This is a genomic window from Streptomyces sp. NPDC044984, from assembly GCF_040646935.1.
Lineage (GTDB): Bacteria > Actinomycetota > Actinomycetes > Streptomycetales > Streptomycetaceae > Streptomyces.
In genome coordinates this window covers 89,498-112,768 of the sequence record NZ_JBEZBE010000002.1, presented here as the reverse complement: position 1 = coordinate 112,768, position 23,271 = coordinate 89,498, and the positions used below count along the sequence as shown (strand labels likewise).

At 70.4% G+C, this 23,271-nt stretch carries 20 protein-coding genes and 1 pseudogene; 3 read left to right on the top strand and 18 right to left on the bottom strand.

Annotated elements, in window-relative coordinates:
• Positions 1 to 93 precede the first annotated feature (93 nt).
• Complete coding sequence (locus tag AB0A94_RS02835; RefSeq protein WP_361737810.1) at positions 94 to 2,325, bottom strand: GDSL-type esterase/lipase family protein; 2,232 nt, start codon at positions 2,323 to 2,325, stop codon at positions 94 to 96.
• Between the two features lie 238 nt (positions 2,326 to 2,563).
• On the opposite strand from AB0A94_RS02835, the gene AB0A94_RS02830 reads away from it, so the two are divergent.
• Positions 2,564 to 3,505: a hypothetical protein gene (locus AB0A94_RS02830; RefSeq protein ID WP_361737808.1), complete on the top strand. Its 942-nt coding sequence runs from the start codon at positions 2,564 to 2,566 to the stop codon at positions 3,503 to 3,505.
• Between the two features lie 2 nt (positions 3,506 to 3,507).
• Here the strand turns inward: AB0A94_RS02830 and AB0A94_RS02825 are convergent, their stop codons facing one another.
• From AB0A94_RS02825 to AB0A94_RS02770, 12 genes and pseudogenes are all read right to left on the bottom strand, one after another.
• A complete protein-coding gene (locus AB0A94_RS02825; protein WP_361738482.1) occupies positions 3,508 to 4,041 on the bottom strand; it encodes an alpha/beta hydrolase in 534 nt (177 codons plus the stop codon).
• 89 nt (positions 4,042 to 4,130) lie between these two features.
• A pseudogene (locus AB0A94_RS02820) lies at positions 4,131 to 4,370 on the bottom strand (alpha/beta fold hydrolase); the annotation flags it as partial.
• The gene (locus AB0A94_RS02815; protein ID WP_361737805.1) at positions 4,367 to 6,121 is read right to left on the bottom strand and encodes a hypothetical protein; all 1,755 of its coding nucleotides are present in this window, start codon (positions 6,119 to 6,121) and stop codon (positions 4,367 to 4,369) included. The pseudogene AB0A94_RS02820 and the gene AB0A94_RS02815, both read right to left, overlap by 4 nt.
• A gap of 5 nt (positions 6,122 to 6,126) precedes the next feature.
• Positions 6,127 to 6,393, bottom strand: a complete 267-nt coding sequence (locus AB0A94_RS02810; protein WP_361737802.1) for a methyltransferase domain-containing protein — start codon at positions 6,391 to 6,393, stop codon at positions 6,127 to 6,129.
• A gap of 1,054 nt (positions 6,394 to 7,447) precedes the next feature.
• On the bottom strand, positions 7,448 to 8,542 hold the full coding sequence (locus tag AB0A94_RS02805; protein WP_361737799.1) for a DUF475 domain-containing protein: 1,095 nt from the start codon (positions 8,540 to 8,542) through the stop codon (positions 7,448 to 7,450).
• Positions 8,543 to 8,545: 3 nt separating this feature from the next.
• Positions 8,546 to 9,037 (bottom strand): ribonuclease E activity regulator RraA, encoded by a 492-nt coding sequence (gene rraA, locus AB0A94_RS02800; RefSeq protein ID WP_361737796.1) that lies wholly within the window; start codon positions 9,035 to 9,037, stop codon positions 8,546 to 8,548.
• A gap of 51 nt (positions 9,038 to 9,088) precedes the next feature.
• Positions 9,089 to 9,733, bottom strand: a complete 645-nt coding sequence (gene otnC / locus AB0A94_RS02795; protein ID WP_361737794.1) for a 3-oxo-tetronate 4-phosphate decarboxylase — start codon at positions 9,731 to 9,733, stop codon at positions 9,089 to 9,091.
• Positions 9,730 to 10,992, bottom strand: a complete 1,263-nt coding sequence (otnK, locus tag AB0A94_RS02790; RefSeq protein WP_361737791.1) for a 3-oxo-tetronate kinase — start codon at positions 10,990 to 10,992, stop codon at positions 9,730 to 9,732. Before otnK ends, otnC begins: the two co-directional genes overlap by 4 nt.
• Before the next feature lie 91 nt (positions 10,993 to 11,083).
• A complete protein-coding gene (locus tag AB0A94_RS02785; protein WP_361737788.1) occupies positions 11,084 to 12,163 on the bottom strand; it encodes an isocitrate/isopropylmalate dehydrogenase family protein in 1,080 nt (359 codons plus the stop codon).
• Positions 12,164 to 12,201: 38 nt separating this feature from the next.
• The gene (locus AB0A94_RS02780; protein WP_361737785.1) at positions 12,202 to 13,038 is read right to left on the bottom strand and encodes a sugar phosphate isomerase/epimerase family protein; all 837 of its coding nucleotides are present in this window, start codon (positions 13,036 to 13,038) and stop codon (positions 12,202 to 12,204) included.
• Positions 13,035 to 13,727: an aspartate/glutamate racemase family protein gene (locus AB0A94_RS02775; protein ID WP_361737782.1), complete on the bottom strand. Its 693-nt coding sequence runs from the start codon at positions 13,725 to 13,727 to the stop codon at positions 13,035 to 13,037. The genes AB0A94_RS02780 and AB0A94_RS02775 overlap by 4 nt, the downstream gene beginning before the upstream one ends.
• A 238-nt stretch (positions 13,728 to 13,965) precedes the next feature.
• Entirely contained in the window at positions 13,966 to 14,679 is a 714-nt protein-coding gene (locus AB0A94_RS02770) for a FadR/GntR family transcriptional regulator (RefSeq protein WP_106415466.1), read from the bottom strand.
• A gap of 362 nt (positions 14,680 to 15,041) precedes the next feature.
• Between AB0A94_RS02770 and AB0A94_RS02765 the strand changes: the two genes are divergently transcribed.
• Both AB0A94_RS02765 and AB0A94_RS02760 read left to right on the top strand, forming a co-directional pair.
• Positions 15,042 to 16,337 (top strand): citrate:proton symporter, encoded by a 1,296-nt coding sequence (locus AB0A94_RS02765; RefSeq protein WP_361737780.1) that lies wholly within the window; start codon positions 15,042 to 15,044, stop codon positions 16,335 to 16,337.
• 361 nt (positions 16,338 to 16,698) lie between these two features.
• Positions 16,699 to 17,175, top strand: a complete 477-nt coding sequence (locus AB0A94_RS02760) for a cupin domain-containing protein (RefSeq protein ID WP_361737778.1) — start codon at positions 16,699 to 16,701, stop codon at positions 17,173 to 17,175.
• Positions 17,176 to 17,352: 177 nt separating this feature from the next.
• Here AB0A94_RS02760 and AB0A94_RS02755 read toward each other — a convergent pair whose 3' ends face one another.
• The 5 genes from AB0A94_RS02755 to AB0A94_RS02735 all read right to left on the bottom strand — a co-directional run bounded on the left by AB0A94_RS02755 (position 17,353) and on the right by AB0A94_RS02735 (position 23,261).
• Positions 17,353 to 17,667, bottom strand: a complete 315-nt coding sequence (locus AB0A94_RS02755) for a TOBE domain-containing protein (protein ID WP_361737774.1) — start codon at positions 17,665 to 17,667, stop codon at positions 17,353 to 17,355.
• Between the two features lie 138 nt (positions 17,668 to 17,805).
• Positions 17,806 to 18,222, bottom strand: coding sequence for a TIGR02611 family protein (locus AB0A94_RS02750; RefSeq protein WP_361737771.1), 417 nt, complete (start codon positions 18,220 to 18,222; stop codon positions 17,806 to 17,808).
• Between the two features lie 472 nt (positions 18,223 to 18,694).
• Entirely contained in the window at positions 18,695 to 19,912 is a 1,218-nt protein-coding gene (locus tag AB0A94_RS02745) for an FAD-dependent monooxygenase (protein ID WP_361737768.1), read from the bottom strand.
• Between the two features lie 375 nt (positions 19,913 to 20,287).
• Positions 20,288 to 21,643 carry a flavin monoamine oxidase family protein gene (locus AB0A94_RS02740; RefSeq protein ID WP_361737765.1) on the bottom strand — a complete coding sequence of 452 codons (1,356 nt, stop codon included), beginning with the start codon at positions 21,641 to 21,643 and terminating at the stop codon, positions 20,288 to 20,290.
• A gap of 1,063 nt (positions 21,644 to 22,706) precedes the next feature.
• Positions 22,707 to 23,261 (bottom strand): TetR family transcriptional regulator, encoded by a 555-nt coding sequence (locus AB0A94_RS02735; RefSeq protein WP_361737762.1) that lies wholly within the window; start codon positions 23,259 to 23,261, stop codon positions 22,707 to 22,709.
• Positions 23,262 to 23,271: the final 10 nt, after the last annotated feature.

Sequence of the window (23,271 nt, the reverse complement as noted above, 5' to 3'; positions counted from 1 at the left end):
GCGTCCCTGCGGGACTCCCGCCGGACACGACACTGACACCGGCCGCCGCCTCCTGCGAGGCAGCGGCCGGTGCCGCGTCGTCGGTGATCCCGGCTAGGCCGGGTCGCCGCAGTTGTTCAGCCAGGCGGAGACCGCGCCCGTGTCGGAGACCGTCAGGTAGTCGTCCCGGTAGTCGTCGGTGTTCATGTCGGCGAACCGGACGTGGTCGCCGTCGACGCCGACGCCGGAGGCGATCTGGCCGCGGTCGATCCAGCCCGGCGTGTCGCCGTTGTCGCCGCCGTTGTTGAGCCAGGCGTGCACCGCGCCCTCGTCGTTCACGACGAGGTAGTCGTCGCGGCCGTCGCCGTCCGTGTCGGCGAACTGGATCTGCGACGCGTCCGCCCCGACGCCGGAGGCGATCTCGCCGCGCTCGATCCAGCCCGCCGTATCGCCGGTGTCGCCACCGTTGTTCAGCCAGGCCAGGACCGATCCGTCGTCCTGGAGCACCAGGTAGTCGTCCTTGGCGTCGCCGTTCATGTCGGCGAAGACGACGGGCAGTTCGCCCGCCCCGACGCCGGAGGCGATCTGGCCGCGGTCGATCCAGCCGGCCGTGCCGCCGGTGTCACCGCCGTTGTTGAGCCAGGCGTGCACCGCGCCGCCGTCCGTGACGACGAGGTAGTCGTCGCGGCCGTCGCCGTCGACGTCGGCGAACTGGACCTCGGCGGGATTGGCGCCGACGCCGGAGGCGATCCGGCCGCGGTCGATCCAGCCGGCCGTGCCGTCGCTGTCGCCGCCGTTGTTGAGCCAGGCGTGCACCGCGCCCTCGTCGTCGAGGACGAGGTAGTCGTCGCGGCCGTCGCCGTCGACGTCGGCGAACCGGATCTGCGCCGACGTCGCTCCGACGCCGGAGGCGATCTGGCCCTGGGGCAGCCAGCCGCCCGGCACCGTGCAGCCGGTGCCTCCGGCCGGCGGCTGCGGAGCGCTCACCCAGCCGGCGAGCACCGCGCGCCGGATCTCGCCGTGGAAGACGTCGGCCATCTTCCGGTAGCCGGTGTCGCTGGGGTGGAGCCCGTCGGAGAGGTCGGCGGTGGTGAGTCCGCTCATGTCCGCCACGAGGACGTGCCCGCCCGCGTTCCGCCGGCTCTCGACCACCTCGGCCAGTTTCTCGTTGTAGGTGTCCATCCGGGCCTGCACGGTCGTGTTGGACGCGGGACCGACGGTGGCGACCACCACGGTGACGCCGGGCAGCCGGTCGAGGATCCGGTCGATCAGGGAGCCGAGCCGGTCGGGCGCGGTCTCCGGCTCGGACGGCAGGTTCATGTCGTTGGTGCCGATGTCCAGCGTCACGACGTTGGGACGGTAGCTGGACAGCACGGTGTCCGTGATCCCGGCTATCTGGTCGATCACCCAGCCGGGGTGCCCCTCGTTGTCGGTGTCGGCCAGGCTGCCGGAGTTCTGGGTGCCGACGAAGTCGACGGTGTGTCCGGAGGCCTTCAACTTGTCGTAGAGCACGGCCCGGTAGCTGGAGGTGGTCGAGCTGCCGGTGCCGTACGTGATGGAGTCGCCCAGCGGCAGGACCCGCAGGGTGGTCGCGGGAACACTGGCCGGCGCCACCCCGCTCGCCGACTGGATCCAGCCGGCGATCGGAGCGGTCTTGAGGGCGTCGCTGTAGGTGCTCTCGTCACCACCGGTGACGATGCCGTGGATGGTGCCCTGCCAGTAGACCCCGGCGCCGGAGTCACCCAGCGCCGATACGCCCAGCCCGACGCCGGAGAGGATCATCGCTGTGTCGCCCGGGCCGACTTCGGGGACGTGGGTGCCGTTGTCGCTCACCCGCGCGGTCGCCACCCGCAGCAGCCGGGACTCGGAGGGCGCCCCGGGGGTGGTCGAGGTCGGTCCCCAGCCCCGGAAGGACACGTTCTCGTTGACCGGCGGTACGTCGGTGGAGTACTTGACCACCTGGTCGGCGCGGCCCGCGCTGGTCAGTTCCAGCAGTGCGGCGTCCTGGTCCGCGTGGCGCCGGATGCTCGCGACGTCGTGCCGCGTTCCGGCGCGCAGGGTGCGGCTGCCGGCCATGACGTAGACACCGGCCTCGTCGAGTTCGTCGTCGTTGTCGTCGATCAGGCAGTGTTTGGCGGTGAGCACCCACCGGGTGTCGATCAGGGTGCCCACGCACGAGTAGCCGAACGATCCGTCGTCCGGATCGCGGGTGAAGATCTGCACCTCGCCGTCGAGGTGTGCGGACAGGGCACCGCCGATGATGGCGTGCGCCGGTGGCGCGGTGCCCACGGCCAGTCCCAGTGCGCCCGCCAGAGCGAGGAGCAGGGCGATCAAGCGCTGTCTCAAGGTGTCTCCCGTGAAGAGCGTGAAGGCGTCCGTGGTCGGGTCACCCCGCCCGAACGGCGGTTCATGTCCACCGGACCGCGGTCGCCGCCACGTACGCTGACAGCCCGCCCTTGCTCAGTAACAGCCCCGAACCTGGCCCAATCCCTGCTCAACCCGCCCCGCGCCCCCATTGAACCGTGCGGTGCGCACGGCCGTTCTCCACTCACGTACGCGCAGTCGAAGCACGTGGGGGCTGGTCATGGAGAAGACGGGGCGACGCTGCCGGGGCGGTCATGGGAGCGGCACGGACGTCGAGGCGGGAGCCGTCCTCCCCGCCGCCCTCCGTGTCATCCGGGCCCGTCGCCGCCCACTGCTCCGGTCGACGCTGACGGCCGTCGCTCTGGCCGGGCTGGGTGGACTGCTCGTCACCACGGTGGCGTTCGTCATCGCCCGGCCCGCGTTCGCCAGGTGGTGGGACGAGCGACGGCAGGCACACAGCCAGGGCGACTCCTACGTGCCCGACAGCGAACTGCTCCTGCACCTCATCGCCGCCGGAATCCCGTTCCTGCTGGTCATCCTCTGGCTCGGCTGTGCCGCACTGCAGACCGCGCACACCCGTGCCGTGACCGGGACGGCCCGGCCGGCCCGGGGGTCCCGGCGCCGGCTCGGAAGCGTCGTCGCCGTGTACGTCCTGCGGAGCGTGATCGTGTGCTCCGTGCCGGCGGCGGTGTTCTGGCCGGGGCTCCACCTCCGGCCGGACACCGGCCGACGCGCCCTGCTGCTCGACGTCCTGACCGGACCGGCCGCGTTCGTGGCGCTCGTCCTGCGGCTGGGCCTGACGTTGGCTCCGGCGGCCGCGGCGTCGGGTGCCGGTCCCCTCGCCGCGCTGCGGCGTTCCTGGACGCTGGTGTGGCGTCCGCGGGCATGGTGGAAAGCTCTCGCCGTCGCCGTGCCCGCGGGCGTCCTCACGGTCGGGACGTTCGTGCTGCTGCTGCACGCGGCCGGACCGCTGCGCCGCGTGGTGCGGCCGGCCGTCATGGCCTGTGCCACGGACAATCCGTACGTCGCGTACGCGGCGGGGCTCCTCGCCCCCACAGCCGCCGCCCTCCTGCTCACCGCGGCCCTGGCACTCCCCGTCGTCCATACCTCCTTCGCCGTGCTCCATGAACGGCTCGGCGAGGCACGGACGCCCGCGGGCTGACGTCAGCCTGCCTGCTGCCGCACCGCGTCGCTGCCCAGGAAGTCGAGCAGCAGCGCGTTCACCTTGCCGGGGACGTCCAGGTGGGGCCAGTGACCGGCCTCGTCCAGGCGCTCGTACCGCCACGGGGCGTTCATGTACGCGGCGGACCCGGTCATGCCGAGTTCGGTGTTGTACGGGTCGTGCGCTCCCCAGATGCCCAGGGCCGGGACCGTCACCGGCGGCAGCTGGACGGTGCCGGTCAGGGACTCCGGGGGCAGCACGGCGCGGTACACGTTCAGCGCCGCCGTCAGGGCGCCGGGCTCCTTCATCCGCTTCACCACGGAGTCCAGGTCCGGGTGGCTGCCGAAGAAGTGCCGGAAGTTGCGGAAGTCGTCCGCGGACAGCCACTGTTCGGCCACGCCCTGGAACTGGAACAGGAGCATGTACCAGATTCGCCGCAGCTGCACGAAGTCCGCCTCGGCCGTGCAGGCGTCACCGAAGGCCGTGGGGTGGCCGACGGCGAGCGCGGTGAGGCTGCGGACGCGCTCGGGGTGCACACAGGCGAGCGCCCATACCGCTGCCGCGCCCAGTCGTGTCCCATCAGGTGGGCCTTCTCGATCCCGTACTGGTCCAGGACACCCATCAGGTCCACGACCTGGTGCACCAGGTCGTAGTCGGTGACGGCCGCGGGCTTGTCGGACTCGCCGTGCCCGCGGACGTCCAGGGTGATGGCCCGGTAGCCCGCGTCCGTCAGGGCGCGCACCTGGGCGTCCCACACGTGCCGGGTGTCGGCGAAGCCGTGCACGAGCAGGACCGCCGGGCCCTCCCCGTGCGATTCGGTCTCCAGCGCGAGGGGGACACCGTTCACCGTCGTACGCAAGGTCATGCCGCCTTTCTTCTGTGCTTGGCCCGGCGAGCCCAGGAACGCCCCCTCACACGCGCTTGCACACGGCCTTCACCCCACGGAGGACCAGGCGCGGTCCATGGCGTGCTCCGGCGCGGGCACCGTCCGCGCGGGTCGTCCACGCAGGGCCGGCTCCAGCGCGTCGGACCGGGGCATCCCTTCTCCGGCCGTCCGGGCGCGCAGGAACCGTTCGGCGCCCAGCGCTCGCCGCCCCTCCGCCTCGACCTCGCGGCGCCAGGCGGCGAAGACGGGCCAGCAGTCGGCGCCCACGGACCGCCGCAGTGCCTCGGAGGCTCCCAGCAGGGTCGAGGCACGGGTGTGTTCACCGGCTCGCGAGGCCGTGCGGCCCACGGCGAGCAGCGCCACCGACAGCCCCCACACCACGTCCATCTCGTCGAACAGCCGGCAGCTCTCCTCCAGGTAGGCCGTGGCCCTGTCCGACTGCCCCGCCTCCAGCTCCAAGGCGGCCCGCATGACGCCGAACCAGGCGATGCTCTTGGGATCGTGTGCGGTCGGCACCGCGGACAGCGTGGGGGCAGCGGCCGGCGCGACGCCGGCCGTTCGCCCAGGACGCGGCTCAGCGCGAGCATGGTGCCGAAGATGAGCGCCCACTGCTGCAGCCAGCCGTGGCGCAGTTCGACGGCCAGCTCCGAGGCGGTGCGCAGCAGCTGCTCGGCCCGGTCCAGGTCCTGCGCCGCGGTCGCCGCGAGTCCGCGGCTGACCAGGACGTAGGTGCGTCCTTCCGCGTCGTCCAGCCGGTTGAAGAGCGCGGCCGCCTCGTCACAGGCCTCCTCGGCCCCGGCCAGGTCGCCCTGGATCGTCGCCAGGCACGCCGATCCGGCCAGTGCGTAGGCCCGCAACGCCGCCGGGGTGTCGTCGTCACAGATCGCCAGGACGTCCCGGACGTAGCGGCGGCCTTCCGCGTAGCGGCCGTGCAGCTCCCAGAACTGCGCGAGGGCCGCGGCCATGCGCAGGGTGCTCACCGCGTCACGTGTCCGCAGGGACCGGTCGAGGGCGGCACGGATGTTGGCGTACTCGGTTTCGAGCCGGCGCAGCCACGCCGGGGACGCGCCGCTGAGCAGGGCGTCGCCCGCCGACTCCGTCAGGGCCGCGAAGTGGGCGAGGTGCCGGGCGCCGATCAGAGTCCGGACCTCACCGCGGCACAGCTCCCGCGAGGCGAACGCCCGGATCATCCGCAGCATCCGGTAGCGGTACTGTCCCTCGTCGGTGACCTCCACCGAGACCATCGACTTCTCGACCAGAGCGCTGAGGACGTCGACGACCTCATGCTCGTCGAAACCGGTGTCGGGACCGGCGCAGACGGCTTCCGCGGCCGCCAGGTCGAAGCCGCCGGCGAAGATCGAGAGGTAGGCGAGGAGGCGTTGCTCGTCCGGGTCGAGCGCGTCATGGCTCCAGGCGATGACTTCCTGGAGCGTCCGGTGCCGGGCGGGGGCGAGGGCGCCGCGCGTGCGCAGGCCGTCCGGCCGCTCGGCCAGCCGCGCGGCGATCGCGGCCACGGCGAGGCTGCGCGTGTTCGCCGCGGCGAGTTCGACGGCCAGCGGCAGCCCGTCGACGCGCTCGCACACCGCGAGGACGTCGGGCAGGTTCGCCCCGGTCAGCCGGAAGGCGTCGCCCGCCCTGGCGGCCCGGTCGGTGAACAGCCGCACCACGGCGGCCTCGACCGCGGTGGACGCGCCCTCCCGCACCAGATCCGGCACCGGCAGTCCGGACACGCCGATCACCTGTTCCGCGCCCGTGCCGCCGTCGCCAGCATCCGGGGGTCCGAGTCGACGCCTGTGACGTGGCCCGAGGGGCCGACGAGACGCGCGGCGAGGGCGGTGAGCTCACCGGTACCGCAGCCGACGTCCAGCACCCTCATGCCCGGTTCGATCCCGGCGAGCCTGAGCAGGTGCTCGCTGTGGGGCGCGTAGAGCAGGCTCTGCGCCTCCAGTCTGCGCGTCTCCTCATCGGACCGGCCCAGAATGCACTCGGGCGTTCTTCCCACTCCTTCATCTTCATCGACTGCTGCTGTGCCGGCTGTCCGCTTCCTCCCGGCCCTGCGCAGGCAGGCACTGCCACGGCGAAAAGTCATCAGGGTCACCTCGAACGGAACGGGCGCGGCGGCCGGCCGGTTCGCTTCCGCCTGCGGGAACCGGGTCGTGAACCGCCCGCCCGGCCACTTCGGTACTGAGCCCTTTCCAACCTGGCGGCCGGGCACGTCAGTTGGTCTGACAGGCAGGTGAAGCCCCTGGTAGATGGGTCTTCGACCAAGAAGAACCGTCCCCACCAGAGGCTTCGTGTGCTTGTCCACCCGTCCGGCGCCGACGTGTCGCCGACCCGACCGCCCGCCTTCGCCGCCCGTCGTGCCCTCGCCGTGCTGGTCCTGGCCGTGTGGATCGCCTTGGTCGCGGCACTGATCAGCGAGCCGGAGGCCAGGACGAATCGCCCCGGGGGCCGAGGCGGCTGGGCGAGGGCTCGCCCTTACGGAACTCGTGACGCCGTTCCCCGTGCCGCCTTCGGACCCTCGTCCCATCCTCACCACCTGCCGGTGGGACTCGACGACGGCAGTACGCATCCCACTGCTCACCTCGACGCGCCACAGGGCAGGGCCGTCGCGGATGCTCCCGGCGGGCGCCTCGGCCGGTGAATACCGACCCGAACGTGGGAGTCAGCCGGGTGATCGAAGGAGCGCCGGTACGCGTGGAGGTCCGGGCCGGAACTGGCCGTAGCGGCGTGTGCGCTTGATGCGCGTGCGCGGCGAGGACTGAAAAGTGCCGTGCCCCTCGTCTCCCAGGGGCACGGCACTCCGCCGGTCAGATGTCCCGGAAGTAACCAGCCGGCTCGGTGGCCTGCGACGATGCGCGGGATTCGGTCGCCGACCTGGGAGAATGGTCTTTCATTTGTTTCACGTTCGTGCCGGTTGATGAAGCCGAAAGCCCCAGAAAAGTCCCAGAGAGCTCTCACCGCCGACGGGCGGCCTTTCAGCTCTGCATGCCAATATCAGCTCGACGGGCACCCGCCGGCGGCAGTGAGCCGACGGGCGAAGGCGAATGAGTTGGTCAAGGGTTGCCGCCAGGTTCCCCGGCCGCGGCGAGCCGTTTGTTGCGGCGGACCGAGGACCAGAAGGAGGCGCCGATGAGGACGACGCCGATCATGCCGGTGATGAACTCGTTGATCTCGTACCGGATAGTCATCAGGAGGACGGCGGCGAGGGCGCCGATGGCGTAGTGGGCGCCGTGCTCCAGGTAGACGTAGTCGTCGAGGGTGCCCTGGCGGACCAGGTAGACGGTCAGGGACCGGACGTACATGGCGCCTATGCCGAGGCCGAGGGCCATCAGGACGATGTCGTTGGTGATGGCGAAGGCGCCGATGACGCCGTCGAAGGAGAACGACGCGTCCAGGACCTCCAGGTAGAGGAACATGAAGAACGCGGCCTTGCCGGCCAGCTTGACGGCCGACTTGGGCTTGCCGGCCCGTTCGGCGGCCTCTTCCGCCTCGAGCTTGTCCTCGAAGAAGCCGGAGAGGCCGCCGACGACCAGGTAGGTGATCAGACCGGCGATGCCGGAGAGCAGGACCGTCTCGGCCTTGTCGACGTGGGTGCCGCCGTGCTGGTGGGCGTGGGCGCCGAAGGTGATGGCGGAGACCAGCAGCACGATCAGGGCGATGCAGACCGACAGCATGTCGACCTTGCCGAGCTTGGCCAGCGCGCGCTCCAGCGGAGCGAGCCACTTGATCTCCCGGTCCTCGAAGATGAAGTCGAGGAAGATCATCAGGAGGAACATGCCACCGAAGGCGGCGATCGACGGATGGGCGTCCGTCACCAGCTCCTGGTAGCGGTCCTTGTCGGTGAGCGCGAGGTCGACGGCCTCGATCGGTCCGAGCTGCGCGCTGACCGCGACGATCACGACGGGGAAGACCAGCCGCATGCCGAAGACGGCGATCAGAATGCCGATGGTGAGGAAGATCTTCTGCCAGAAGGCATTCATCTTCTTCAGGATTCCGGCGTTGACCACCGCGTTGTCGAAGGACAGCGAGATCTCCAGGACGGAGAGGATCGCCACGATGCCGAAGGCGGTCCACCCCCCGTAGAAGACCGCCGCGACCAGGCCGAGCGCGGTGACCGCGAACGACCAGCCGAAGGTTCTCAGAAGCACCGGTCAGTTCACCGTGCCTTCGGGGAGGAGGGCGATGCCGTCGTCGTCGGCGTGGAGGATGTCGCCGGGACGGAAGGTGACGCCTCCGATGGTGACAGGGACGTCGACGGCTCCGGCGCCTTCCTTGGCGCTCTTGCGGGGGATGGTGCCCAGCGCCTTGATGCCGAGGCGGAGTCCGGCGAGGGCGGTGCTGTCGCGGACGGCGCCGTGGAGGACGAGGCCGGCCCAGCCGTTGTCCTGGGCGGCGCCGGCGATGAGGTCGCCGACCAGGGCGGTGCGCAGGGAGCCGCCGCCGTCGACGACGAGGACGGCTCCGTCGCCCGGGGTGCGCAGCAGGTCGCGCAGCAGGCCGTTGTCCTCGTGGCAGGAGACGGTGCGGACGAGGCCGGCGAAGCTCCGGTGAGCGCCGAACTGGCGGAACTGCAGGTCGATGACGCGCAGTTCGGTGCCGTACTGGTCGACCAGGTCGGCGGTGGGGACGGGGGTGACTGTCATGGGGTTCCTTCGTCGCTGGGTGGGCTGCCGCGCTCGCGGCTCATCCGGCCGTCAGGGGGATGGGGGTGCGAGCGCGGCAGCCTGCTCGGGGGAGAGCGGACGGGTGGCGTGTCCGCGTAGGAGGAGGTGGAGCTTGGCGGTCTCCTCCAGTTCCTCGATCGCGTCGGCGGCCTGTTCCAGTGACGCGCCGGCGATGACCGGACCGTGGTTGGCGAGGAGGACGGCGTGGTGGGCGCGGGCCGCGTGTTCGGCCAGCGGTTCCAGGGTGCTGTCACCGGGGGCGTGGTAGGGGAGGAGGGGGAGGGTGCCGACGCGCATGGCGTAGTAGGCGGTGAGCGGGGGCAGCGCGTTGGCGGGGTCGACACCGTCGAGGCAGGAGACAGCGGCGGCGTGGGTGGAGTGCAGATGGACGACGGCGTTGGCGGCGGGCCGTGCCCGGTAGAAGGCGGCGTGCAGGAATGCCTCCTTGGTCGGCCGTGGTCCGTCGAGGTGCTCGCCGCGCAGGTCCGTGCGAGACAGTTCGCCTTCCTCGACCGTGCCGAGGCTGGAACCGGTGGGGGTGAGCAGCAGGGTGCCGTCGGCCAGGCGGACGGACAGGTTGCCGGTGGAGCCGTGGGTGAGGCCCCGGGTGAACAGGGAGCGGGCGGTGCGGACGATGAGTGTGCGGGCGGCCGACTCTTCCGGGTAGGGGGTCACTTAACCTCCGTGAGGGCGCGGGTGAACAGGTCGGGGGCGCCGAAGTTGCCGGACTTGAGCATGAGGGCGAGGTCGCCGCTGTTGGTGGTGGCGTAGGTCCAGGGCACGCCGGGGTCGGCTTCCTCGCCGACGAGGACGGCGCGGACGCCGAGGGCGGTGGTGACGGCGCCGGAGGTTTCCCCGCCCGCGACGAGCATGCGGCGGACGCCGCGTTCGACGAGGTGGGAGGCGAGGGTTCCGAGGAGTTCCTCGACCTGTGCGGCGGCCTCGGCGACACCGAGCTGGGCCTGGACGGCGGCCAGTTCCTCGGGGGAGGCGGAGGCGTAGACGAGGACGGGGAGCGCGGGGTCCTGTTCTGCGTACCAGGCCAATGCCTCGCCGGTGACGTCGCGGCCGGTGGCGGCGGCGAGGACGTCGAGGTGGAGGGAGGGCAGGCCGGCGGCGTAGAACTGGGCGATCTGCTCCAGGGTGCGGGCCGAGCAACTACCGGCCAGGACGGCGGCCCGTCCCTCGGACGGCTTCGGTTCGACGGATGACGGTCCGGTGGCCGGATACGCGTGCCCGAGTCCTTCGGCGAGACCGGCGGCCCCGGCGACCACCGGCAGTTCGAGCGTGGCGGCACCGAGTACGGCGAGGTCCTCGTCGGTGAGGGCGTCGGCGACGACGTGCCGGACACCGGCCTGCTGGTGTGCCGTGATCGCCTCGCGGACGGCCTCGACCCCGCGCCGCACCGTGGCCCAGTCGACCAGGCCCACCGGATGGCGGGTCTGTGCGGACAGCAGGCGCACCAGGGCGGAGTCCGTCATGGGGTTGAGCGGGTGGTGGCGCAGCGGCGAGTCGGACAGCAACCGGTCGTGGACGAACAGGTGGCCCTGGTAGACGGTGCGGCCGTTGGGCGGGGAGGCCGGGCAGTGCAGCGTGACGGTGGCACCGGCGGCGTCAAGGAGTGCGTCGGTGACCGGGCCGATGTTGCCCTGCGGGGTGGAGTCGAAGGTGGAGCAGTACTTGAAGTACACCTGCGCCGCGCCCTTGGACCACAGCCAGCGCTGGGCGGTGAGGGAGTCGGCGACGGCCTCGTCGGCGGGCGTGGAGCGGGACTTGAGCGCGACCACGGCCGCGTCGCAGTCCGCCGGCAGGGTGGTGGTGTCGTCCGGGGTGCCGAAGACCAGGGCGGTGCGCAGGCCGGCACGCCGGAAGGCGGCGGCGACATCGGTGCCGCCGGTGAAGTCGTCGGCTATGCAGCCGATGCGCAGGGTCATGGTCGGGCTCTCTCCTCGGGCTGTGCGTCGTGCGGCTCATGGGGCCCGGGGCGGGCGGCGTGGAACCCGCCCCGGACGACCGGGGGTGCTGCTACCGGGCAGCGCCGATGGCCTTGATGACGGCGGCGGTGAACTCGGTGGTGGAGGCGGAGCCGCCGAGGTCGCGGGTGGAGGTGCCGGCGGCGATCGCGTCGGCCACGCCCTGCTCGATGATCTTCGCGACGGCGGCGAGCTTCTCGTCGCCGTGCTTGGCGCCGAGCCACTCGAACAGCATGGCGCCGGAGAGGATCATGGCGACGGGGTTGGCGATGTTCTGCCCGGCGATGTCGGGGGCCGAGCCGTGGGACGCCTGGGCCATGGCGGTGGTGGCGGAGGAGTTGATCGAGGGCGCGGTGCCCAGCGAGCCGGAGATCTCGCCGGCCAGGTCGGAGAGGATGTCACCGAACATGTTCTCGGTGACGATGACGTCGAAGTCCTGGGCGCGGCGCACCAGGTGGACGGTCATGGCATCTATGTGGAAGTCGTCCACGGCGACGTCCGGGTAGTCCTTGGCGACTTCCTGGCACACCGTGCGGAACAGGCCGGTGGTGAGCTTGAGGACGTTGGCCTTGTGGACGATGGTGAGCTTCTTGCGGCGCGAGCGGGCCAGGTCGAAGGCGACGCGGGCGACGCGCTCGGTGGCCTCGCGGGTGATGATGCCGAGCATGATCGCGGTGTCCGGAGTGGGCATGAACTCCCCGGTGCCCGCGAAGGTGTTGCGGTCGGCGTAGAAGCCCTCGGTGTTCTCGCGGACGATGACCAGGTCGGCGTTGTCGCAGACGGCCTTCGCGCCCGGGAAGCTCTTGGCGGGGCGGATGTTGGCGAAGAGCTGGAAGTGCTTGCGCAGGGTGCCCGACGGGTTGAGCGCGGACTTGTGCGGCTCCGGGTAGGAGACCGAGTCGTGCGGGCCGAGGTACCAGCCGTCCAGGCCGGCGAGGGCGTCCTTGGTCTCCTCGGGAACGGGGGTGCCGTGGGTCTCGATGGCCGAGGCACCGAGCGGCAGGGTCACCCAGTCGACCGAGACACCGGCGGCTTCGGCTGCCGCGGTGGCGATCTCGACGGAGGACGGGACGATCTCGGGGCCGATGCCGTCGCCCTCGAGGACGCCGAGGCGGTAGGTCTTGCTGCTCATGGTGCGGGTTCCTCTCAGAACAGGGGGGGTGGGGCGGGTCAGGAAAGTGCTGTCGCGGCGTCGGTGAGCGCGGTCCACGAGCGGGCGGCGGCCTTGGGGCTGTCGCCGTCCTGGGTGTGCTCCAGGGTCAGCCAGCCGGTGAAGCCGCCCTCGCGCAGTGCGCTGAACAGGGCGGGGAGCCGGGGATCACCGATGGTCAGCGGGCCTCGGGTGGAGGGTGCGGCGAGTTGCAGGCAGCCGGTGACGGCGGCGTGTTCGGTGACCGCCCGGACCACGTCGACACCTTCGGCATCGAGGTGGTGGGTGTCCAGTACCAGTCCGGCCGGGGCGTCGAGGGAGTCGATGAAGGCGAGGGCTTCCCCGGGGGTGTGCCACAGCGAGGTGCTGGTCCGCGACTGGGCCTCCAGCAGGAGCCGGCTGCCGCGGTCGGCCGCCTCTTCGGCCAGCTGCTGTACGGCGTGTTCGGCCCACAGACGCTGCATGTCCTCCAGCCCCGGCAGGAAGGTGCCGCGGGTCTGCCCGAGGGTGACCGGCACACCCAGCTCGCCGGCGAGCCGGGCCGCGCCCAGCAGGCGGAACAGGGCGTGACGGCGTACGTCGGGCGACGGGTCGGTCAGCGTCAGCCGGTCCTGTGCGCGGACCGGGCCGGTGCCGATACCCAGCACCTTCAGGCCGGCCGTCTCCACCGTGCGGGTCAGTTCCTCGGCGGTGTGCGCGCCGGTCTCGCGGACCTGCACCTCCACCCCGTCGTAGCCCAGCTCGGCCAGTCGGCGGACTCCTTCGGCCAGCGGCGCGGTGAAGCCGAGCGGCATCGACGCGGAGCAGTCGTCACCGGAGACGGTGTAGGCCAGCGGCCACGGCAGCCCCGTGCTCATGACGCGACCGCCGGTGCTCCTGCCGGAACGAGCAGGCCGCGCAGTTCGCGTGCGGCGGCGCCCGCGCCGTCCAGCACCGGCACACCCAACAGGTCGGCCAGGGCGTCGCGGGCCGGGGTGAGCGAGTACTGCGCCAGCAGCACAACGTCGGCGTCGGCGCCCCCGGCTGCGCGCAGGGCGTCCGCCAGGTGCCGGGCGGCCTCCTCGGGGCGGGCCCCGGCGGCCTCCTCGCTCAGGGCGGTCACGATGTCGACCGGCCGGTCCGGGCGTACGGCCGGGACGAGCGCTTCGAGCTGGGCGACGGCCGCCGGTACGGCAGGCGGCGTCGAGGCGACGACGGCGATACGGCCGTACGGGCCGGCCAGGGCGGCCTTGAACATCGCCTCGTCGGACTTCAGGACGGGCGCCTTCCACAGGGTACGGGCGGTGTCCACGACTTCGCCGTAGGAGGAGCAGGTCAGCAGCAGGGCCTGGGCTCCGCCGTCCATCACGTGGCCGATCAGGCGGAGCATCCGCCGGCGCAGGGCGCCGGTGAGTCCGCCGGCGCCGCGGGCGTCGTCCAGGAGACGGTCGTCCAGCACGTTCCAGACCGTGGCCTGCGGGAACTCTTGCGCGAACGCCTCTTCGGCGATGCGGTGCGCGGCCGGCACGGCGTGGATCATGGCGACCAGAGGCTGGGGTTCTATCACCGGGGTTCTTACCTCTTCCGGTAGGCGGGGACCGGCAAGGGTCCCGACCGCGGGCCTGCCTCCGGCCGACCTGGGACATGTTTCCCGACGGCGGGGGCGCGGGCCCGAGATGGGGGACGGCGGCGTGGTGTCGCGGTGCCGTGCCGTCACTGTAGGCCGAACCGGTCAACCGGTCAACCGGTTGTGTCGATGGGGAGCCGCGGGCGCCGGTACCGGCCCGGCTGCCCGCGGTCTCCCGCTACGCCTCGCGCTGTTCGAGCGCCTTCATCAGGCGGCGGGAGGCGCCCTCCATGTGCCGGGCCATCGCCGTGCGGGCGGCCTCGGCGTCGCCCTTCGCGACCGCCTCATAGATCGGCACGTGGTCGGCGTAGGCCACCTCGCGGGACCGCACGGCGCCCGTGCGCTCGACCCAGCCGCGCTGGATCATCGCCCGCATGCCCTTGAGCATGTCCCGCAGCACCGTGTTGCCGGCCAGTTCGCCGAGGGCGGCGTGGAAGGCGGTGTCCGCCTCGGGGAACTCCTCGTCCGGGCACTCCCGCATCGCCGTCAGCCGGGCCCGCAGCAGCTCGACGCCCGCCTCGTCGCGCGCCTGCGCGGCCAGCCCCGCCACGATCACCTCCAGCTCCGCCCGGGCCTGCACCATGTCGCGGGCGCCCCGCTCGCCCAGGACCAGACCCAGCTCGAACAGGCGGTAGAGCACGTCGGAGTCGGTGCCGCGGAAGTACGTCCCGCTGGACTGGCGGATCTCCAGCAGGCCGAGGAACCCGAGCGACTTGATCGCCTCACGCACCGTGGGCCGGTTCACCCCCAGCATCTCGGTGAGCTGCCGCTCGGAGGGGATACGGTCGCCGGGCTGGACCTCGCCGGACATCAGGTAGTCGATCAGGCGACGGGAGACCTCCGCGGCCAGCGGCTCGCGCGGCTCGACCGTGATCCTGGCGAGTTCGGCCATCGATTTCCTCACTTCGGTATTGACGCGATGGCCGGATTCTAGTTACCTACCGGCAATCCGGTAAACCGGTTGTCCGGAAGTGGCGGGCCAATCCGCCATCCTTGAGCGACCGGGTGCCCCGGTAGTCCCAGCCATGCCAGGCGCACTCCTGACGTCCCCACCGGGCCTTCGCCCGCCGCGACCGTGCGCCCTCCGAGCCGCCGTACAGGAGCCGCACGTACCATGACCGACCCGACGCACGAGCCGAGTACGGCCTTGCGTGCGCTGCCGGTCGTCACCCGAACCGACACGCACTGAACCTCACGCGCCGTCCTGCGCCGCCGTCAGACCGGCGGCCCTCAGCCCTGCCCCAAGGAGCAACGATGCTCGCCGTCCTCGGCTTCGCCACACTGGGCAGCTTCATGCTGCTCGTGATGCGGAAACACCTCTCCGCGTTCACCGCCATCATGCTCACCCCGATCGCCGCCGCCGTCGTCGCGGGCAAGGGCACCGAGCTCGGCGACATGATCATGAACGGTCTGGACACCGTCGCGCCCACTGCGGCGCTGCTGCTCTTCGCCGTCCTCTACTTCGGCCTGATGATGGAGTGCAAGCTCTTCGAGCCGATCGTCCAGGCCATCGTCCGCGCCTCCAAGGGCGACCCGGTCCGCATCGTGGTCGGCACCGCCGTGCTCTCCCTCCTGGTCGCCCTCGACGGTGACGGCACCACCAGCTACATGATCGTCTGCTCGGCGTTCCTGCCCATCTACCGGCGCCTGGGCATCAACCCCCTCATTCTGGCGACCCTGGCGGCCATGGCGCTGGGCACCATCTCCGGCACCACGCCCTGGGGCGGCGCCGCCACCCGCGGCATCAGCGTCCTGCACCTGAGCGCCACCGAGTACTTCGTCCACATGATCGGCCCCATGGCCCTCACCAGCCTGGCCATCGTCGCCGTCGCGTACTGGCTCGGCCTGCGCGAGCGCGGCAAGCTCGATCCGGAGAAGCTGGCCGCCTACAAGCTGGAGATCGCCTCCGGCGAGGCGTTCGAGCCGGTCAAGGCCGACTGGCGGATGTGGTTCAACGCCGCCCTCACCGTGCTGCTGATGGTGCTGCTCATCGCCGAGGTCGCCGACCTCCTGGTGCTCTTCATGGTCGCGTTCGTCATCGCCCTGCTGGTCAACATCCGCTCCATCGGCGACCAGCAGGACCTCATCAAGCGGCAGGCCGCCAACGCCGTCCCCGTGATGATCCTCGTCCTGGCCGCCGGCGTCTTCACCGGCATCATGACCGACTCCGGCATGATCAAGGCCATGGCCGACGCCGCCCTCTCGATCGTCCCGGAGGGCTGGGGCAGCGTCATCCCGCTGTTCACCGCGGTCCTCGCCCTGCCGCTCGGCTTCTTCATGTCCAACGACGGCTACTGGTTCGGCGTCGTGCCCGTCCTCGCCGAATCCGCCGCCCACTACGGCATCCCCGCCAACGAGATCGCCCGGGCCGGCGCCATCGGCCAGATCCTGCACATGATGGGCCCCACCAGCGCGCCCCTGTGGGTCCTCCTCGGGCTGGTCAAGGCGGAACTCGGCGACTTCCAGAAGCACGCCCTGCGCTGGGGCGTCCTCGTCTCCCTCGCCTACATCCTCTTCGCCGTCATCACCGGCGCCATCAGCGTCACCTGAGCCGCACCCTGTGTCCTGCGTCCTCGTGCCCGGTGGGCCGCACCCCATGTCGGTGCGGTCCACCGGATTCGTGCCGTGCCGGGACGGAGCCCCGGCGGTTCGTCATCCCGGCACCCGGAGTTCGGACGACCGTGACGGTGCCGGTCATCACGGCGAAGGCGATGCAGGCTAGCGGGACGGCGCTCGATGAGTTCCTGCTGGTCCCCGGCGGCGTGGATGTTGACGAGCAGGGCGACGGTGGACGCCACCAGGAAGATCACCACCAGATTGGCGACGCATCGGATCCGCGCCTGCCCTTCGGGGTCCTTCGGGGGCATCGAGAAGTCCGGTTCTGGCCACCAAGCACCTCACGGAGAACACCATGCACCACCACGACACCGAAGCGCCCTGCTTCAGCCACTTCGAGCCCGCGGTCCTGCGCCCGGCCGAACTGACCTCCTTCAGCCGAGGCGGCGGCGCCCGCACCATCCCGCTGGTCACCCAGGCCGTCGGCGCCGAGGTCTTCCTCACCGGGCAGACCCTCTTCGACGGCGGCGCCGGCATCGCGCTGCACACCCACAACTGCCCCGAAAGCGTCACCATCCTCGAAGGCGACGCCATCGTGGAGATCGACGGCACCGAGCACCACCTCACCCGCTTCGACACCACCTACGTCCCCGCGGGCACGCCCCACCGGTTCCGCAACGCCTCCGCCACCGAGCCGATGCGCATCCTGTGGATCTACGCGTCGGTCGACGCCACGCGCACCATCGTCGAGACAGGCGTCACCGTACGGGTCGACGCCGAGCGCGACAGGGCCGCCGCGACAGGCTGCGACCGACCCAACTCATATCCGTAAGGTCATCCACGCATGGCTCAGGGGGACCAGCGGGATCGACAGCCATCTACCGCGCTACCGGCTCATGTCCCGGTGAGGACGACCAGTGGACCTCTGTGCCTGCGCCGGCGGCCCGTACGAGGGAAGCAGCGACTGAGCCGAAACAATCCCAGGGCGTCGCCGTCCGCGGCCCGTCGGTCAAACGGTTTCCGGGTAGAGCAGGCAGTCGTCCGGGCGAATGAGAAGGTTGATCTCCCGGCCTGTGTGCTGGATGGGGCTTTCGGTGTGGATGCGCAGGTCGCCGAGGCTGAGTTCGTACTCGAATCGGGCGCCGGTGTACGAGCACTGATCGATCCTGGCCCGGAGTATGTTGACGGTGCCGTCGTGCGAAGGCTTCGCGCGGTCGGTGAGCGTGATGCGTTCGGAGCGCAGTCCTACGGTTGTGAAGGGAGGCGGCTCTTGCGTTCGTAGCGGTCGGTCAGGCACCCGTAGTTGAACAGCCAGGAGATGCACGGAAGGCGCCTCACCTCCCAACTCGCGACTTCGAAACGAGGGATTGGACGAATAAAAGACTCTGTCCCTTGTCGGCTGCATCGCCGGACCATTGCTGAATCACTGCTTGATTTTCCACGGTACAACTATGCCGAACTTCTAGAGGTAAATTCCTGCCAGCGTCGTAATGATCACGATCCCCGCCGTGGTGAGAATGATATTGCGCCGCCGTACCTTGGGGTCGAGTGCGCGCTGGGCAGCTTCGGTGACCTTGCGTCGGGTCCAGCGTAGGACGATCTGTGCCCAGGTGAATTCGGTCGCCCAGATGGCCATGCCTCCGAAGATCACCATCCAGCCCGGGCCGGGCAGTACCAGCATCGCGACGCCAGCCCCGACTACGGCGAGACCAACGACGAAGATTCCGACCTGCCAGCCCGCGCGGAGCAAGCTTGACTTCTGGATGAATCCGGGGGCCCGCGAGCCCAGCTTCCGCTCCGTCGCCCGCTCGTCCCCCGCAACGGAATCAGCGGTCACCGTCACGGCGACCTTATCCTGCTTATCATTCTCCGCGTTCATGAAGCCCAACCTGTCGGAACCGAGACGTGAAAACGAACGGATTGAAGCATCGCAAGGTGGATACGGTGGTGGACACCTCTGCGCGCAAGGGGGGACTTGAGTGCGAGTGCCTCGCGCGGCTGACCCAACCGGCTGGCTCAACCCCCAGACCAAGAACCTCATCCTCCTGCTCTGACGCCCTGATTCGTATAGTGATGATCGACCTCACGAGCCGGAGGTTGACCCGAGAATTCACCGCAAGACCGGGAAGGTCCATAGCAGGCTCAGGGAGAGGACGCTGCTATCAGGCGAGCTTTCTCATCTATTCCCGACCCGCAATCGGTCGACCTGACGCTGCGACAGGTTGGTCAACCGGACGACCTGAACCGTTTCGATCGGTTCCTCGAAGCCAACGGTGCGGTGACTGGAGGGTTCGTGGAACGGCTCACGGCTCCGGCGAACAAGGCGAAGTCTGACTTCGTGGTGGGGGCTGTCAGACGGCGGCAATATCGATGGACATCTCCTTGAACGCCTTGTCCATCATGGCCGTCATGACTTTCTTGCCGACCCGGTTGGTCAGCACCTTCTGCATGGCGGTGCGCACGATCTTGTCCTTGCGGGTCTGGGGGACGAATGTCGGCAGGCCCTCGGTGCGTGCGGACTTCTGTTGGAGCGCCATGAAGGGGCGCAGCTTCTGGTCCCATTCGCGCAGGGCACGGGCAGTGTTGCCGGGGTTGCGCTGGAGCAGGGTGCCCAGCAGGTCGGCGCCCGCCATCGCGGTGGAGGCGCCCATGCCGGAGTAGAGGGTCAGGCACCAGGCGGCGTCACCGAGCAGGACGACCCGGTCGGTGTGCCAGGTGTCCATCTCGATCTGGTGGGCGGAGTCGAAGATGTAGTCGTCGGCCTGCTCGAACTGCCGGAGCAGATGACCGAGTACGGGGCCGACGGGCTCTGGCCCGAAGGCGGCGCGCAGCGACTCGATGGGTGGACGGCGGAACTGGGCGTCTTCGTCGTCGGTGCGGTAGTTGAACAGCAGTCCGGGCTGGTGGTCGGTGAAGGGGAAGGTCCACACCGAGCGCCCCGGTTCGGCGAGGACGACGCCGTCCTGGGGCCGGTAACCGGGAACGGGTTCCTTCATGGTGGTGGCGGCGACGATGTGGTGCAGCGGGCGCATGAAGCGGCTGTCGGGGCCGAACGCGAGGCGGCGGACGGTGGAGCGCAGGCCGTCGGCGCCGATCACGAGGTCGAAGCGCTCAGTGGTCTCCGTCACGCCCTCGCCGGTGGTGGTGCGCAGGGTGACGTCGACTCCCGCAGGGTGTTCGTCGAGGGCGGTGGGTGTGGTGCCGTAGCGGATCTCGGTACGGAGGGCGACTGCGTCGTGGAGGGCGGTCTCGATGTCGCCCCGCAGGATCAGGCGGGGGCCGCCGGGGAGGTCGCCGTAACCCATGCCGGGACGGCGGCGTCCGTCCCGCTCCACGTCATAGGTGATGCTGGTGGGGTCGGTGCGGTTGCCGATGGCGTCGAGGATGCCCATGCGCTTCGCGGTGGCGCGGCCGGTTTCGAAGAGGCCGATGAAGTAGCCGGCGGCGCGGCGCTCGGAGGCTCGCTCGACGATCACGGGATCCCAGCCGATGTCGTGCAGGCGCATCGCCGTGGCGAGGCCACCGATGCCCATGCCGACGATCAGGGCTCGGGGTACGGGGTTGTTCAAGGGGGTCTCCTCTTCGGTGCGGGTCCGTGACTGGGAGGTCGTTACGGCATGGGGCTGCCGGGGGAGCATGGGGACGGTGGGAGCGGCGTCGAGGTCCTGTGGGTGGGCGCGGTGGAAGAGCGGGCCGCGGACGTCGGTTCCGACGGAGTCGGAAGACAGCGGACCGCGTGCGGGGGAGAAGTCACTGCTCAGGACGCGCACGTCGAGGGCTCTGTGGGGGGCAGGGCGAGGACGACTGTCCGGGACGGATCGGCTCTGGCCCCGCCCACCCGGTCTGCTCGTGGCCCGTTCTACCGAACTATGGGGGGCGGTGGCTTGTTGGACCGGAGGCCGGCGCCGACGGTCCGGGGGCGAGGTCAGTGGGGGCAGGTATGGTCACTGCCCGGAGTCGAGGCGTGATGCCACTTCGGTGGCTGCGCGCTGGCCCGAGAGGATGGCGCCGTTCATGGTGCCGGAGGTCTCGTCGGCTGTTTCGGTGCCGGCCCAGTGGACGCGTCCGACCGGCTCGCGCAGGAACGGTCCGAAGGTGGTCCACGTCTTCGGCCCGACCGCCGGGTTCGGCCCTCCGGGTGCGAAGCTGTCGTTGCCCCAGGAGAAGTCGGTGTAGTCGATGGCGTGGCGCGCGGGCGCACCGTACAGGTGGATGAGGTGCCGCATGACGCGGCGGCGGCGCTCGGCCTCGTCGTATGCGTCGAACCCGCGCGCGTCACAGAAGACCATGAGGATGCCGGGGCCATCGGCGTCCGGGCTGACGTCGAAAGTGAGGAAGGCGGTCTCGTCGTCGGACATTCCTTCTCCCGAGAGACCTTCGTCCCGCCAGAAGGGGCGGTCGTAGGCGACGAAAGCCTTGCTGAGTGCTCCCAGCCGCCAACTGCGCGAGAGCCCGTAGTGACGCTCCGGGAGTGCGGGCGTGAACTCGATGGTCGAGCGGTGCGCCGGCGACGCCGTCACGATGACGTACCGGGCTTCGACGGTGTGCTTGCTGGTCTCGACCGTGACGCGTTCGCCGGCCGTGGAGATGCGCTCTACGGGGGAGGCGACGAGCAGGCAGTCTTCCAGCGTGCCGGCGAGCCTGCTGACCAGTGTGTGCATCGTTCCCAACAGCCGGTCCTGCTGGTCGCCGCCCTCGACGGCGAGCATGTGCTCGATACCGCCCAGGTTCTTGATGTACCGCATCACGTTGAACAGTGAGACCTCGCCGACGGGTGCACCCCAGTGCACGAGGCTGAACATGTTCATGAACTTCCGGGTGTCCTTGAGGGCGTGCTTCAAGGTCAGCCACTCGCCGAAGGACATCGAGTCGAAGTGTGCGGCGTGGCGGTGCTCCCAGGGAGAAGAGACGGGGAGGCCGTCGACCATCTTCTGCAGGACCCCCATGATCCGCGTGAGGTCGAGCATCACCCAGGGTGCCATGGACGTGGCGCTCTCGATCTTGCGCTTGCCTCCGAAGGACATGACGCCCTTGCCCGGCTGGGACTGGGGCACGAACTCGCAGTCGAATCGGCGTGCGAGGTCGCGTACTGCGGTGTGACCCGGTGCGACCCAGGTCGCTCCGGCGTCGACGGGGACGCCCGCGACCTCGACCGTGTGGATCCGTCCGCCGACGCGGTCACGGCCCTCGATGACGACGACGTCGTACCCGGCTCGGGAGAGCTGGTCCGCTGCCGTGAGCCCTGCGAGCCCGGCGCCGACGACAACGACGTCGGCGGATCGGGTACTGACACTGGTCATGGTCGCGCTCCGTTCGTATGCGGCCTGCCGGCCGTCTGCCTCGTCCCAATACTGTACTGACGTGTCAGTGTAGTTTTCAAGTCGGGTGAGGTCGCTCACCGGTACGAGGGGTGGGGGAACCGCAGAGACGTAAGAGGAAGTAGTCCGCGCGGGAGGCCCCGGCTGCCGACGCCCGCACGAGGGGAGGCGTGTCGCTCGGGCGACGGTGGGCGGCCGTCCCTGGCCTCGGTCGGCCCCTCGTCTCATCGACTCTCCGGTGCTCTTCGCCCTGGCCTGCGTGTGCAGCGGCTTCACATCGCGCGCGGCCTCTTGCCCGTCGTGAGGCGGGACCGCCGTGCACATCGGTATGCATCTCGGGTCAGCAAGCGGAGGTACGCGCACAAGGACCCGCCGGGCGGTGTGTTCAGCGAGCTCGGAGATCGCGGGCTCGGACGTTCACGCGGCGGGGCTCACTGCCAAGCTGCACCTGGCCGTCGAGCCAGGCCGGAATTTTCCGTCGATTGTGGTGACGGCGGGACAGCGCGGGGACTCGCCGCAGTTCGAGCCGGTGCGGGAGAAGGTTCGCGTGTCCCGCACCGGTCCGGGCCGGCCATGTTTCCGCCTCGATCGGGTCTGCGCGGAACGGGCGTCTTCCGTAGGAACCGCGCCCACCTGCGCCGCCGCGAGAATCGCTGCACGATCCTGGACGTGGCTGACCGGGCGCGCGACGGCCGGAAGCTCGGCTCACGCGGTGGCCGACCTCCAGGCTTCGGCCCAGCCGACTGTCGTCGGCGCCAGGCGGTCGAGTGCGGGATCAACCCCCTCAACGATTGGCTGTGACTCTCGGCTGTCACACGACATGATCCGCGCTTGCGCTGGTCGGATGGCTGCCCGAGGCCCAGATGCAGAGCACGGGCTCATCTCGATCGCTCAGTTGATCCCAGCCCACCTGCCCCACCCGTGGGACGACCTTCGGTCCGTGCCCCTGGTCAGTGGCCGACGTGCACAAGGTCATCGCTCAACGCGAAGGCCCGCCGGACGCTGCGGCACTTGGGCAGCGCCGGGCTGGGACGTCGGCGCAGTGCTATGTGCCAGGAGTAGTGAGCTTCTCCAACTCGGTTCGCAGGGCGGCGATTTCGGACCGGTCGGGCCTGAGTCCCCATCCGGCCATGAGGCCGGCGCCGTCGACGGCGTTCAGGATGACGGTGCGTGCTCCCACGGAGAGTCCGTCTTCGGCCATCTTGGCCTTCCAGCGCGCACCGTCCTCGGAGGCGATCTCCGAGACCCCAGGGGTCACTGCGAGGGCAGCCAGGAGGAAAAGCCGTTCGCCGACCAATTCGATCGCGTCGCCTTCCAGTGATGCGCGGATGAAGGCGCGCGCCAGGCGCCCGGGGTCCTGGCCGTCCTCGACGCGGTCCTGCACCGCCTGGTGGAACTGGGCGAGCACGTCCTGGGCCAGCGCGAGCCACAGCGCGTTCTTCGAGCTGTAGTGGTAGATCACCGCTCCGCGAGTCAGCCCGGCCGCGGCCGCCACGTCGTCGAGGGTCGCCCGGGCCCCCTGCGCCACGACGACGCCCCTGGCGGCATCAAGGATCAACCGCTTGGTGTTCTCGGGCCCTCGTCCTGCTGTGCGTCCCATTGATCTCTCT

What these genes read in the sequence shown, in the direction of transcription:
- AB0A94_RS02735 (WP_361737762.1), bottom strand. Translation starts at nt 23,261, where the DNA reads ATGGGACGCACAGCAGGACGAGGGCCCGAGAACACCAAGCGGTTGATC.
- AB0A94_RS02765 (WP_361737780.1), top strand. Translation starts at nt 15,042, where the DNA reads ATGCTCGCCGTCCTCGGCTTCGCCACACTGGGCAGCTTCATGCTGCTC.
- AB0A94_RS02770 (WP_106415466.1), bottom strand. Translation starts at nt 14,679, where the DNA reads ATGGCCGAACTCGCCAGGATCACGGTCGAGCCGCGCGAGCCGCTGGCC.
- AB0A94_RS02750 (WP_361737771.1), bottom strand. Translation starts at nt 18,222, where the DNA reads ATGAACGCGGAGAATGATAAGCAGGATAAGGTCGCCGTGACGGTGACC.
- rraA (WP_361737796.1), bottom strand. Translation starts at nt 9,037, where the DNA reads ATGACAGTCACCCCCGTCCCCACCGCCGACCTGGTCGACCAGTACGGC.
- AB0A94_RS02740 (WP_361737765.1), bottom strand. Translation starts at nt 21,643, where the DNA reads ATGACCAGTGTCAGTACCCGATCCGCCGACGTCGTTGTCGTCGGCGCC.
- AB0A94_RS02830 (WP_361737808.1), top strand. Translation starts at nt 2,564, where the DNA reads ATGGAGAAGACGGGGCGACGCTGCCGGGGCGGTCATGGGAGCGGCACG.
- otnK (WP_361737791.1), bottom strand. Translation starts at nt 10,992, where the DNA reads ATGACCCTGCGCATCGGCTGCATAGCCGACGACTTCACCGGCGGCACC.
- AB0A94_RS02760 (WP_361737778.1), top strand. Translation starts at nt 16,699, where the DNA reads ATGCACCACCACGACACCGAAGCGCCCTGCTTCAGCCACTTCGAGCCC.
- AB0A94_RS02780 (WP_361737785.1), bottom strand. Translation starts at nt 13,038, where the DNA reads ATGAGCACGGGGCTGCCGTGGCCGCTGGCCTACACCGTCTCCGGTGAC.
- AB0A94_RS02785 (WP_361737788.1), bottom strand. Translation starts at nt 12,163, where the DNA reads ATGAGCAGCAAGACCTACCGCCTCGGCGTCCTCGAGGGCGACGGCATC.